The 13,164-nt window shown below is 49.4% G+C and carries 7 protein-coding genes and 1 pseudogene; 2 read left to right on the forward strand and 6 right to left on the reverse strand.

The window, feature by feature from the left end; translation table 11 throughout:
- Positions 1-2: 2 nt before the first annotated feature.
- The 6 genes and pseudogenes from thrA to DW083_RS14690 all read right to left on the reverse strand — a co-directional run bounded on the left by thrA (position 3) and on the right by DW083_RS14690 (position 8,521).
- Positions 3-2,438 carry a bifunctional aspartate kinase/homoserine dehydrogenase I gene (gene thrA, locus DW083_RS14660; RefSeq protein ID WP_115499436.1) on the reverse strand — a complete coding sequence of 812 codons (2,436 nt, stop codon included), beginning with the start codon at positions 2,436-2,438 and terminating at the stop codon, positions 3-5.
- A gap of 357 nt (positions 2,439-2,795) precedes the next feature.
- Entirely contained in the window at positions 2,796-3,731 is a 936-nt protein-coding gene (locus DW083_RS14670) for a DMT family transporter (RefSeq protein WP_233547706.1), read from the reverse strand.
- Between the two features lie 12 nt (positions 3,732-3,743).
- On the reverse strand, positions 3,744-5,744 hold the full coding sequence (locus tag DW083_RS14675; RefSeq protein WP_122332881.1) for a fructose-1,6-bisphosphatase: 2,001 nt from the start codon (positions 5,742-5,744) through the stop codon (positions 3,744-3,746).
- A 3-nt stretch (positions 5,745-5,747) separates the two neighbouring features.
- Positions 5,748-7,082, reverse strand: a complete 1,335-nt coding sequence (locus DW083_RS14680) for an MATE family efflux transporter (RefSeq protein ID WP_122332882.1) — start codon at positions 7,080-7,082, stop codon at positions 5,748-5,750.
- Positions 7,079-7,839, reverse strand: a pseudogene (locus DW083_RS14685) (peptidylprolyl isomerase). Before DW083_RS14685 ends, DW083_RS14680 begins: the two are co-directional and overlap by 4 nt.
- A gap of 10 nt (positions 7,840-7,849) precedes the next feature.
- Positions 7,850-8,521: a peptidylprolyl isomerase gene (locus DW083_RS14690; protein ID WP_122332883.1), complete on the reverse strand. Its 672-nt coding sequence runs from the start codon at positions 8,519-8,521 to the stop codon at positions 7,850-7,852.
- Between the two features lie 127 nt (positions 8,522-8,648).
- On the opposite strand from DW083_RS14690, the gene DW083_RS14695 reads away from it, so the two are divergent.
- A complete protein-coding gene (locus DW083_RS14695) occupies positions 8,649-9,935 on the forward strand; it encodes a DcaP family trimeric outer membrane transporter (protein ID WP_122332884.1) in 1,287 nt (428 codons plus the stop codon).
- A 125-nt stretch (positions 9,936-10,060) separates the two neighbouring features.
- Positions 10,061-13,162: a SusC/RagA family TonB-linked outer membrane protein gene (locus DW083_RS14700; protein WP_122332885.1), complete on the forward strand. Its 3,102-nt coding sequence runs from the start codon at positions 10,061-10,063 to the stop codon at positions 13,160-13,162.
- Positions 13,163-13,164 lie beyond the last annotated feature (2 nt).

Genomic DNA, 13,164 nt, shown 5'->3' on the forward strand with positions numbered 1-13,164 from the left:
TTTTATCGAATGTTTGCGATCGAAATAATGTCGGCGAATACGCCTGCTGCCGTTACGTCGGCACCTGCTCCATATCCTTTGATGATCATGGGATATTCGTGATACCGTTCGGTGGAGATCATGATGATGTTGTTACTGCCTTCCAATTCATAGAACGGGTGGTGCGCATCTACCTCCTGCAAGCCGACTTCACAGGCTCCGTTTTCCATTTTGGCTACAAAACGGAAGCGTTTGCCTTCTGTCTCTAATTGCTGGCGTTTTGCTTCAAATTCGGTATCCAGTTCCTGTATATTCCGCCAGAAATCATCGAGCGTACCTTCAAAATATTTGTCGGGGATGAAAAGATGACGCTGTACGTCTTCCTCTTCAACCTTGTAGCCGGCTTCACGGGTCAGGATAACCAGTTTACGGATTACGTCTTTTCCACTCAGGTCGATACGCGGGTCCGGTTCGGAATATCCTTCTTCCTTAGCCATCATGATCGCCTTACTGAAAGGAATATCGGCGCTCAGGGTGTTGAATATGTAGTTGAGCGTACCGGAAAGGACTGATTCCAGTTTCAGGATATGATCACCGCTGTTGATCAGGTCGTTCATCGTATTGATAATCGGCAATCCTGCACCGACATTCGTTTCGAACAGGAACTTGACACCGCGATGGCGGGCGATTTCTTTCAGGTTGGAATAATTGTTGTAGGAAGAAGATGCTGCGATCTTATTCGCTGCAACAACGGATACGTTATTATTCAGCAACTCTTCATAGAGATCGGATACTGCCTGGTTTGCCGTACAGTCTACGAAAACCGAATTAAAGATATTCATTTTCAGAATTTCGTCTTTCAGATGTTCCGGTGAGCTTGCTTCACCGTTCTTTTTCAGTTCCTCTATGCAAGTCTCCAGGTTCAGTCCTTCGCGGGAGAAAAGAGCGCGTTTGCTGTTGGCTATTCCGACTACATTCAGCTTTAAACCGTTTTGCATAAGTTTGAGCTGCTGGATACGGATTTGTTCCAACAGGTTGCCGCCTACAGTTCCGACACCTGCGATGAACAGGTTCAATACCTTGTATTCTGACAGAAAAAAGGAGTCGTGAATGGAGTTCAACGCTTTCCGCAGGTATTTCAGCTTGATAACGAACGAGATGTTTGTTTCTGAAGCACCTTGCGCACAGGCGATCACACTGATACCGGCTCTTCCGAGCGTACCGAACAGCTTCCCGGCAATGCCCGGTGTCCGTTTCATGTTCTCACCGACGATGGCAACTGTTGCCAGGTCTTTTTCAGCTACGGTGTCGCTCATGTCACCCTGCGCACGTTCGAGGGCGAACTCTTCGTCCAGCACCTTGACTGCCAAGTCTGCATCCGCGTTGCGGACAGCGAATGTCGTATTGTTTTCCGAACTGGCCTGCGAAACCATAAACACGCTTATGCCATTCTTTGCCAAAGTCTTGAATATGCGGTAGTTTACGCCGATTACGCCTACCATACCCAAACCCTGTACTGTGATCAGGCAGGTGTCGTTGATAGAAGAGATACCTTTGATCAGGGCTTTGCCTTCATCTTTTATTTTCTCTTTGGAAATATAAGTTCCGCGAGCCGTCGGATTGAATGTGTTCAAAATGCGGATCGGAATATTCTTATGGTAAACCGGGTAGATCGTCGGAGGATAAATCACTTTCGCACCGAAGTTACAAAGCTCCATCGCTTCGGTGAAGGTTAACCGGTCGATTACGTAGGCTGAGCTGATCACACGCGGGTCGGCAGTCATGAAACCGTCGACATCCGTCCATATTTCAAGCCTGCGGGCATCTAATGCCGTTGCCAGGATGGATGCGGTATAGTCGGACCCTCCACGTCCCAGGTTTGTCACTTCCCCTTCTGCGCTGGTTGAAATGAAACCGGGAACCAGCGATACTTTGGGAAGCGGATTGAATGTTTCTTTGATCAGTTTGTTTGTCAGCTCAAAATCTACGATATGTTTGTTGAACTGTTTGACTGTCTTGATAAACTTGCGTGAGTCGAACAGTTTTGCTTCGTTTATCACATTCGATACGATCAGGGATGAGATACGTTCGCCATAGCTGACAATCGTGTCGGATGTCTTGGCAGACAGATCGTTAATAAGGTACACACCTTTGTAAATATTCCCCAGTTCGTCCAGCAAGGCCATTACCTGTTTCTGGACTTCGATCCGTCTGTCTTTATCTGGGATAACTCCTTCTATAACATCCAGGTGGCGAGTGATAATTTCAGAAAACTCTCTTTCGTATCCGACATCGCCGTTTGTTGCCATCGAGGCTGTGTTCAGCAGTTTGTCTGTAATGCCTCCAAGGGCGGATACGACGACGATTACGGGCTCTTCAATAGCCTCCACTATTTTCTTTACACTCAGGATGCTATTCACGGAACCTACGGATGTTCCGCCGAATTTCAATACTTTCATCGATATGTATTTATTTAGTTGGCAGTTGGCAAGTGGCTATGCCGGCTTGCGAATGCCAGTTGTTTACTAATAATTTGTTGATTTGAAAAAAGAAATGAATGCAATGTGAGAATTGCAACAAAGCGGGACGTGGTCTCCGCACTTGTTTATTTGTATATGCTAAACCCCCCAAGGGGTCATTGTCAGTGCCCAGGTATGATATGTAAAACCTGTTAATGTCATTTGCGATTTCTCTTGTGTTTATTTTTACGTCGGCAATATTACGCATTATTTTTCAAATGCAAGCATATTTTTGTTAGAAAGTTGAAAATTGACAGATAAAAGTTCAATATTGCGCCAAAAAGAACAACGCAGTCCTTATAAAACAGACTTGTTGTGCTTTTCTTTCTCCAAATCCGCCCGGCTCTTACTCTGCGTCACGAGGTAAACGCCTGTAAAGACCAGGATTGCAGAGAGAAACTTTTGCCAGGAAAATGTGTCTTGTCCGATCATGACGGCAATCAGTGAGGCGACGATCGGTTGTACGTAATTATACATGCTGACGGTTGTCGGGCGTATTCGCTTCAGTGACATCGGGATAAGCAGGTAGGGGAGGAAAGTCGCTCCGAAAAGGACATAAAAGATTGCACTCAGTTCGGTAAAATCCCATACCTCCCGGTGAAAAGCTGGTGCGTCCAATACGTGCCGGAAGGTGAACGGCACTAATGCCAAGGTTGTGAACAGGAACATCCATTTCATCATCGTGACTGATGAATAACGGAGTGAGAGCGGCTTGGATAATACCAGATAAATGGCATACATCAGTCCGCTGATAATCATCATGACATCCCCGTCCAGGCTGCTGACACTGTCGGCCGACTGTGTGGAGCTAAAGACAAGTAGCAAGCCTCCGCTTACCCCCATGAATACTCCGAATGATTTTTTCCGCGTGATAGGCTCCTTCAAGATGACTGCCGCTAACAACAAGACAAAAATCGGCACGGCAGTCGCAATAATAGAGGCATCGACAGGAGAAGAACGGTTTAGTCCTACGATGAATAACCCTTGATTGATGCCGACACCGCAGAGGGCACAGACAAAGAGCATTCCCAGGTCCTTCAGCGGAACTTTCTCTTTATGGACAAACAGGGAAACGACCCAGAACATCACGCAGGCAAAAGCCATGCGCATAATAGTAAGCCCTTCGGGTGGAACATGCGTCGGCAGCAGATATTTGGATATCGGCATATTGACGGCAAACAGGATATTGGTGATCAATATCAGGATATGTCCCTTCAGTTTCTCGCGGTCCATGACTGGTGTTTTTTATTCGTTATTACGTTCTTTCTCTTTAATAAAGCCGTTGCGGAAAGCGTATAGAAGTTTCTCAAGGTCGTGGATCTGTTTTTGCAGGTCGGCGCCCTTGTCGGTATCTTTTACCATTTGGCGATGTGAGTTGAGTTCTACCACTATCGTTGTCGACAAGATATCTTTTCCCTCCTTGATAGCCTGGTCGGTCGACATGAACGGTTCGTGTTGTACAAGCTGGAAACCGCGTGAATGGTAGACCAGCGTATATCCGGCAATACCCGTCTCCGGATGATAAGCCTTAGAGAAGCCGCCGTCGATCACGAGCAGTTTACCGTTAGCCTTGATCGGGTTTTCACCTTTGATGGAACGGACCGGGACGTGCCCGTTGATGATATGCCGGTGTTGGCCTGTCACGCCGAACTCGTCCAACAGCATATCGCAGACCGCTTCTTCTTCCCGCAGGGTATAGTAGGCCCCTTTTTCCTCTTTCTGCACCGATTTGTCGTCGATGAAACAGCGTTCGAACGTAGCCATCCGGCTTTTGTCGAAAAGGGGAGAGTCTTTCCCTTCCCACAGATACCAGATGTAATCCATTGCGAAATCCTTTTCCGGGCTGCCGTCTGCATCGAAGTAGGCGGTACGCACCAACTGGTCTACTTTGTCCAGCAGGGCTTTCCCCTTATATTCCGTTCCTTCGATACGGACCGCTTTGAGTGTCCCGTCCGGATTCATCGGGACGGAAGCATGAAACAGCAGGTTCGAGTTGCAGACCTGATACATGCTGCCGTGCGTGAACAGGCAACGCATATGCTTCTTCAACTTTTCGCTGCATTCGAACGAGTGTTTGATACGGCGCATCAACTCTTCTTCTTCAATGGAGAGGGCATATGGGTCTTTGGCGTTGAGGGTCGGCCAGTTTTTATCTCGCAGTTCATATTCCTTTCCTTCGATGCGGATTGTTCCGCGTTTCAAGTCGATGTGGTGAAGTAGCAAACGGTCGTCCATCAGGAATTCCGGACGGCGGCGGATGATTTCGCCTTCTAACTTGAACTGTATGATTGTGATCGCTTTGTGCATACGGGCGATCAGTTGGGTAGTCTTTTCGTCGAAAGTGGCATCCGAAGCATTGGTGCGGGGAATGAACAGTTCGCAGGGATCATCGCCATATACCTCCATCGCAAAAGTGGCAAGTGGCAGGAGATTGATTCCATAACCATCTTCCAGGGTTGCCAGGTTTCCGTAGCGCATACACATACGGATGACATTGGCAATACTTCCGGCATTACCGGCGGCGGCACCCATCCAGAGTATGTCGTGGTTTCCCCATTGGATGTCGAAGTTATGGTAGTTGCAGAGAGTATCCATGATGATGTGCGCTCCCGGTCCGCGGTCGTAGATGTCCCCGATGATGTGCAACAAGTCGATTGTCAGGCGTTGTATCAGGTTACACATGGCGATGATGAAGTCGTTGGCGCGCCCGGTGGAGATGATCGTATTGATAATCTGGTCTACATAGGCCGATTTGTTCGGCTCGTCGGACGATTCGTGCAACAACTCCTGGATAATATAGGAAAATTCTTTCGGCAACGCTTTGCGCACTTTCGAACGGGTGTATTTGGAAGAGATGTTCCGGCATACGCGCACCAGCTGGTTCAGGGTGATCAGGCACCAGTCGTCCATATCCTTTTCGTGCTGCCGGACCAGCTCCAACTTCTGTTCCGGATAGTAGATCAGCGTGCAAAGTTCTTTTTTCTCGAAGTCGCGCAGCGTATTGCTGAATATCTCGTTTACCTTCCGCTTGATCGCGCCGGAGGCATTCTTAAGCACATGGTTGAAAGCCTGGTGCTCCCCATGCAGGTCGGACAGGAAATGTTCTGTTCCTTTCGGCAGGTTCAGGATAGCTTCCAGGTTGATGATCTCCGTACTGGCATCGGCTACTGTCGGAAAACTGCGTGCTAACAGTGTCAGGTAGCGCAAGTCACAGAAAACGTGTTCTGTTGTTATATCTTTAGTCATAAGTTATTTTATTGTCAATTTATTAAAGCGTCTCCATAGCAATATCCCAAGTGTTGTCAGGCTGACCGGAAAACCGCACCATACTCCGATAGCTCCCCAACCTAATGTGAAGCCACAAAGATAACCAATTGGCAGCGCTAATCCAAAATGACAGACAAAAGCCATGTAGGCCATGTATTTTACGTCTGCGATACCCCGGAGGGCATTGGCGAAAAGTATCTGTAATCCGTCTCCGAACTGATAGAGGATAACCGACCAGGCGAGCAATGCCACCATCTCGACTACCTCCTTTTCGGGCGTGATGATGTAACCCATCGTGTTACGGAAGGCCAGGATCAGGAGTACGACTATAAGTGCCGTAGCCATAATCAGATGCAGGCCGGCAAAAGAGGCGTGCCGTACATTCGGCCAGTCGTTCCATCCCCTATAGGCACTTACCCGTATGGTGACCGCCGCCGCAATCCCGTAATAGATCATAAAGCCGAGCGTAGTGATTACGCCTACCACCTGGTGGGCGGCAAGAGCTGTGCTGCCTAACCAGCCCATCATGATCACACTCAGGCTGAAAGAACCGGTTTCGACTCCCATTTGGAATCCCACCGGCAGGCCGAGGCGGATCAGATTGCCTAAGTTCAGCTTGTTGACCGTCCCCTTTTTGAACCCTTCCAGATAGGCCTTGTAGCGCGTGTGTTTCGCAAACAGGATGCAAAAGATTACGAATGTCAGAATACGGCTGGTGAGGGTCGAGATGCCGGCGCCGGTGAGCCCTAATTCCGGGCAACCGAATTTACCGTATATAAGCAGGTAATTACCGATAATGTTCAAGACGTTCGTACTCAGCATGATCCACATGGGGGTAAGCGTATCGGTCGTCCCGTCGCTGAACTGCTTGAACGAGTTGAAGAGCATCGCGAATATCACCGAGAAGAGTTGCAGTATATAGTAGGGTACGATATAAGGCATCAGCTCTTCCGGCTGCTTTAGTATCTCGATGTTCAGCAGCAGTGCCAGCATACAGAGGCAGAGCAGCACACCGACAATGAAGTTGATAAAAAGACTGTTTTTCAGTGTTTCGCCGGCTTTGGCATATTCTTTCCGGGCGAAGAACCCACCGATAATAGGCGTGAGCCCGTAGGAGAATCCCATCCCGGCAATGAAAACAAGATTGAAGAAGTTGTTGACGAAAGAGGCGGCCGCCAGTTCAGGCGTACTGTGATGCCCGACCATGATGTTATCGGCGAAACCGACAATAATAATGCCTAACTGTCCCAACATAATCGGGACACCCAGGCGTATTGTTTCTTTATAATGTTCTTTATAGACCGAAAGCTGTGTCATTCCAAAACCTTTACCGACTTGATTACTACATTTTCTGTCGGGCGGTCCTGTTTATTTGTCTTTACTTGCTGGATTGCGTCTACCACGTCCAGTCCTTCTACACTTCGCCGTACACCGTATATTGGTTATCGAGGAAGGGGACACCGCCAATCGTTTTGTATGTTTCGCGCAGTTCCGCCGGCATTTTGGTTTCGTCTTTCCGCTTTTCGTCTTCCAGTTCGGTCTTTCCGATCAGGGTGTCGCGCAGGATTGCCAACTCTTCCTTATTGCCGCTGCGGTACAGCTCCATAATCTGGGGCTTGTACTCCGTTTGCAGACGGTTGAAGATTGCCTGTTTCAGGCGTCCTTCCAACTGTTTTTCCATTTGGCCGAGTTCGGCTTCCGAATATTTCTTGCCCGTCACGATATAGAACTGGGAAGCGGACGACGCTTTCTCCGGATTAACTTCGTCTCCGGTACGGGCAGCACAGATCGCTCCCTTTTTGTGGAAATACTTCGGATAGATAAATTCGGCAGGTACGGTATATCCCAGGTCGCCGGCACCCAACTGCTTGTTCATCGGGGCGTCTTTGGAAGTGACGTCGCCACCCTGCACCATGAAGTCTTTGATGACACGGTGAAACAGCAGCCCGTCGTACTGTCCGGCTTTTGCCAGCTTGATAAAGTTGTCGCGATGTTGCGGCGTGTCGTTATATAATTTGATTTTTATTTCTCCTAATGTGGTATCCATGACCACCAATGTTTCTGTTGTTTCCATGTTTTGTTGTTTATTTATTGACAATCGTCATTGATTTGATTTTGATGTTCTTGACAGGGCGGTCTTCTCCATTTGTTTCGATGAACTGTATCTTGTCTACCGCTTTCATCCCTTTTATGACTTCGCCGAAAACTGTGTATTTTCCGTCCAGATGCGGCGTGCCGCCTTCCAGCATATAGGCTTGCCGTTGTTCGGGCGTGAAGGTGATGCCTTGTTCTTGTTCCATTTTATCCAGTTCCATTTCCGTGAAGAACTTACCGGTCACGATATAGAACTGGGTTGCCGATGAGGCGCGTTCGGGATTTTCGTCGTCACCGGTGCGGGCCGCGCACAGCATACCGCGTTTATGGAAATACTTTGGGAAGACAATCTCTGCCGGGATGGTGTAATCCAGGTCGCCGTCTCCTAAATGTTGTTCCATCGGGGCGTCTTTTGAATTAATGTCGCCGGCCTGTATCATAAATTGTTTGATGACACGGTGAAACAACAGTCCGTCGTAGCGGTGTTCCTTCACGTTTTTGATAAAATTATCACGATGCTGGGGTGTGTCATTAAAGAGTTTTACTTTAATCTTTCCCATGTCGGTATCGATCTGAACCAGCGTTTCAACCTCTTGCGCTTGCAAATGAACGGATATGAGAGCCGAAAAGGCGACTAAACACATAGCAAACAGCTTCTTCATCTTCTTCTTATTTTTTTATTACGGCAACAAAAATAGTGATATTTACTCGTTAAAGCAATCATTTAACACAACCTTTTACGCTGGTATCTGTTCAAATCTGAAATTCATCTAAACAAAAAGCACATTTATGAAAACATTGTTGAAAAGCGCAGTTCTACTGCTCGGAATGGGACTGGTTTCTGCCCATTCCCAGGCCCAGAAAGTTGTGGTTGAGGATAATGAGCCAAACACCGTCATGTTTGTCTCCATTGACAAGGCGGGCGACGAGATTATCCGGATCATGAATGAAACACAGAGCCCTCGCTTCCACGAACCGAAAGCCCCCCGTTTCCTGCTGACGGACCGGAAAGGCAGGTTTGCACTCGGTATCGGCGGATATGTGAAATTGGCAGCCGAATACGACTTTGGCGGTATCTCCGATAATATAGATTTCTATCCGGCCCTGATCCCCGGCAAAGGGCAGTCTTACGTACGGAACCAGTTTCAGATGGACGCGACGACCAGTACGATCTTCCTGAAGCTGGTCGGGCATACGGACCTGCTGGGCGACTTTGTCGTCTACACAGCCGGTAACTTCCGTGGGGGAGGCGGCAAGACCTTCGAGCTTCGGAATGCTTATATGTCGGCTCGCGGTTTCACGGTCGGTTACGATTACGGTTCGTTCATGGACTTGGGCAATGTGCCTGCAACGATCGACTTTGCCGGTCCGAACGGGCTGTCTATCTATCATGCTACCCAGATTCGCTATGAACATGCGCTTGCCAAGGGGCTGAAAGCCGGTATCGGTGTGGAAATGCCGGTTGTGGACGGCTTGACGAACGACCATGTCAGCATCACCAAACAGCGGATGCCCAACTTCCCCGTCTACCTGCAATATAGCTGGAACCCCAAGAGCCACATCCGCGCAGCAGGTATTATCCGCAGCATGACATACGATAATCTGACAGCCCACAAAGCGGAGTCCGAAACCGGCTGGGGAGTATTGGCTTCTGCCACGGTCAACGTAACGAAATGCCTCCAGGTATATGGCCAGGGTGTTTATGGGAAAGGTATCGGGCAGTTCTTGAACGATATGAGTATGTTGGATGTCGATGTCGTTCCGAACCCGGAGAAGGAAGGCCGGATGCAGGTCCTTCCGATGATGGGCTGGTTTGCCGGCCTGCAATATAACATCTGTCCGAAGGTGTTTCTTACCAGTACCTACGGGCAATCCCGCCTGTATAGCCATGACGGTTACCCTGCCACCCCGTCCGGCCAGTACCGTTACGGACAATATCTGAATGCAACACTTTTTTGGAATATTACTTCCGATTTACAGGTGGGAGCTGAATATCTTCGCGGCTGGCGAACCGACTTCAACAGCGACAAACGCCACGCCAATCGGATGAATCTCGCCGTACAGTATAGTTTCTAAGCTTTCTATCTGTATATCAGTCTTATTGCCGTAAGCCTGTCCAGTCATAGTTATGATTTTACTAAGTCGTAACTATGACTTTTTTTATATATCTTTGCCGTAGGTTTAACGAAAGGATAGGCGAAATGAGATATTTGTCAGGGAGTATTTTCCTGTTGTTTCTGTTGTGTGGATCAGTATATGCTTATGGGGGTAATGAAGCGATTGGTAAGGAGCTACATATTTCACAAGCTCAGGTGTCTAAGGTCAAGGTCTCCGGGAAAGTTGTGGATGAAAGCGGGAAACCGTTATCGGGCGCCAATATCGTGGAAAACGGTACCACTAACGGTGTTATCGCTGATGTAAACGGAGACTTCACGTTCTTTGTTACGGACAATTCGATAGTAACAATTTCTTTTATCGGATATGAGTCCCAGGCAATCCTTGTCCGGGGGCAGCAATACCTGTATATCAAGATGTCGGAAGACGCCCTTCAGCTTGATGGAGTTGTCGTGACCGCTTTGGGTCTCAAGCGGAAAGAATCCGCCTTGACCTATTCTGTCAAACAGGTGGACGGCGAGGAGCTGACGCGTGTGAAAGCCCCGAACATGATTACTTCGCTGGCAGGCAAGGTTGCCGGTATGCAGGTGAACAAGACCTCTTCGGGCCTGGGCAGTTCAGCCAAAGTGCTGATGCGCGGTGTCCGTTCCGTAGCCGGAAACAACCAACCGTTGTATGTGATAGACGGCGTACCGGTCTTGAACACCTCCAATGAGCAAGCCTTTACCGCTATCGGCGGTACGGCTGATGCCGGCAACCGCGACGGGGGCGACGGTATTTCCAACCTCAATCCGGAAGACGTGGAAAGTATCAGTATTCTGAAAGGCTCTCCTGCCGCTGCTTTATATGGGAGCCAGGCGGCGAATGGTGTTATCCTCATTACCACAAAGAAAGGCCGGACAGACGTCAGGAAGATCACTTTCTCCACCAGCCTCATCTTCGACAAGGCCTTTTGTCTACCCGAATTCCAGAACACGTACGGCGAGAGCAACGGCGTGGAGAGCTGGGGCGCGAAACAGGCTATGCCGGCTTATGATAATACCGGCGATTTCTTCCGTACCGGTCTCAACTCCATGACTGCCTTCTCCGTCAGTACCGGTAACGAACGCTATCAAACTTATTTCTCTTATGCCAATACGACCAGTAAGGGTATCATGGAGAATAACCGGTTGAGGAAACATAATATAAATTTCCGGGAGACTGCCAAACTATTCGGCGACCGCCTGAAGCTGGATGCGAACGTCAACCTCTTCCGTCAGGTTATCAACGACCGTAACCCGAGCGGTGGCTTCTATATGAACGCGCTGGTCGGCCTTTACCGTTTTCCGCGGGGCAAAGACATCTCCGAGTTTCGTGACCATTTCGAAGTGTGGGACGAGACGCGTAATTTGTACGTCCAGAACTGGCATTCGGGAACAGAGGACTTCGAGCAGAATCCCTATTGGGTCGTCAACCGCATCCAGAGCAAGGACCTTCGTAACCGGACGATGGCTTCGCTGACCGCTGAACTGAAGGTAACGGACTGGTTCCGCCTGCAAGCCCGTGGAAGTGCTGATAATGTCTCGGACAAGATCCGCCAGAAGTTTTATGCTTCTACCGCCCCCGCCCTTGCCGGAGTGAACGGGCGTTATATTGAGATGGACTATCAGGAGACGATGTTCTATGGTGACGTAATGGCCCTGTTCGAGAAGAAGTTCAGTGACTTTTCCTTCCAGGGAGCCATCGGCGCCAGTATCAACGACAAGACGGTTAACTCCCTTCGCTACGATTCCAAGACTGCCTCGCTTAAGTATGCGAACGTTTTTAATATCGCTAACATCAATATGAACGGCTCGGCTTACATCAACCAGCAGATCGACGCCCGCCGTCAGATGCAGTCACTCTTTGCCACTGCGCAGGTTGGTTATAAGGAAACCTTGATCCTCGACCTGACCGCCCGCAACGACTGGGCGAGTACATTGGCCTATACGCCGCACGAAGGTTCCGGTTTCTTTTATCCCTCGATAGGGGCGGCCTGGATCATGGACAAGACACTGTCGCTACCCGAATGGGTTTCCTTTTCCAAACTACGTGCCGTGTGGAGCAAGGTCGGTAACGATATACCGCTTTATGTCACCAATCCCGTGTCGCATGTCGGTGCGGGAGGCGAGATCGAATATGCCGATGCCGCCCCTTTTGAAGATATGAAGCCGGAGATGACGACCTCTGTCGAGTTGGGTACCGAATGGCGTCTCTTCGACAACCGCCTGAATTTGAGTGCGACTTGGTATCAGACCAATACACGCAACCAGTTCTTCAAGCTCCCCGCCCGTTCCGGCGACAAGTATGCCTATCGCTATGTCAATGCCGGAGATATCCGTAACAGGGGGTGGGAAGTTACTCTCGGAGGCGTACCCGTCATGCGGCAAGATATTACGTGGAAGAGCGAACTGAACCTTTCAGCCAACAAGAACCGGGTGATGAAGCTGCACGAAGAGTTGCCGGTCTTTGTCTACGGTCCCAGCGGCTTCTCATCCAGCTATGCTATGAAGCTGAAAGAGGGAGGTGCTTTCGGTGATATCTACGGTAAAGCCTTCCGCCGGGATGCGGACGGACAAATCCTCTACGAGACGGAAGGGGAGAAGAAGGGCCTGCCGCAAGTCGAGGGCGAAGGTAACCTCATCAAAGTCGGCAACTGCAATCCGAAACTCAACCTCAGTTGGAGCAATACGGTCAGCTATCGTGACATCACCCTCTCTTTCCTGATCGACAGCCGTATCGGAGGCGATATCCTCTCGCAGACACAGGCGGATATGGACCTCTTCGGTGTGACGAAAGAGACGGCAGCCGCCCGTGATGCCGGTTACGTGATGCTCGAAGGGCATAAGATCGAGAATGTCGAAGGCTTTTATAAGAATGTCGTAGCCGGGCGTGCCGGTGTGACGGAATATTATATGTATAACGCTACCAATATCCGTTTGCGCGAGCTCTCCCTCGGTTACCGCTTGCCGGAGAAATGGATGGCTGCAAGCCGTGCCTTCAGCCAGGTACACCTCTCGTTTGTCGCGCGTAATCTCTTCTTTATTTATAAGGATGCGCCCTTCGATCCCGATTTAATCCTTTCCACCGGAAACGACAACCAGGGTATCGAGGTCTATGGACTGCCGACCACCCGCAGCTTCGGATTTAATATCAAATGTGAATTCTAACG

This window comes from Parabacteroides sp. AF48-14 (assembly GCF_003477465.1).
GTDB lineage: Bacteria > Bacteroidota > Bacteroidia > Bacteroidales > Tannerellaceae > Parabacteroides > Parabacteroides acidifaciens.

What these genes read in the sequence shown, in the direction of transcription:
- DW083_RS14695 (WP_122332884.1), top strand. Translation starts at nt 8,649, where the DNA reads ATGAAAACATTGTTGAAAAGCGCAGTTCTACTGCTCGGAATGGGACTG.
- DW083_RS14670 (WP_233547706.1), bottom strand. Translation starts at nt 3,731, where the DNA reads ATGGACCGCGAGAAACTGAAGGGACATATCCTGATATTGATCACCAAT.
- DW083_RS14700 (WP_122332885.1), top strand. Translation starts at nt 10,061, where the DNA reads ATGAGATATTTGTCAGGGAGTATTTTCCTGTTGTTTCTGTTGTGTGGA.
- DW083_RS14675 (WP_122332881.1), bottom strand. Translation starts at nt 5,744, where the DNA reads ATGACTAAAGATATAACAACAGAACACGTTTTCTGTGACTTGCGCTAC.
- DW083_RS14680 (WP_122332882.1), bottom strand. Translation starts at nt 7,082, where the DNA reads ATGACACAGCTTTCGGTCTATAAAGAACATTATAAAGAAACAATACGC.
- thrA (WP_115499436.1), bottom strand. Translation starts at nt 2,438, where the DNA reads ATGAAAGTATTGAAATTCGGCGGAACATCCGTAGGTTCCGTGAATAGC.
- DW083_RS14690 (WP_122332883.1), bottom strand. Translation starts at nt 8,521, where the DNA reads ATGAAGAAGCTGTTTGCTATGTGTTTAGTCGCCTTTTCGGCTCTCATA.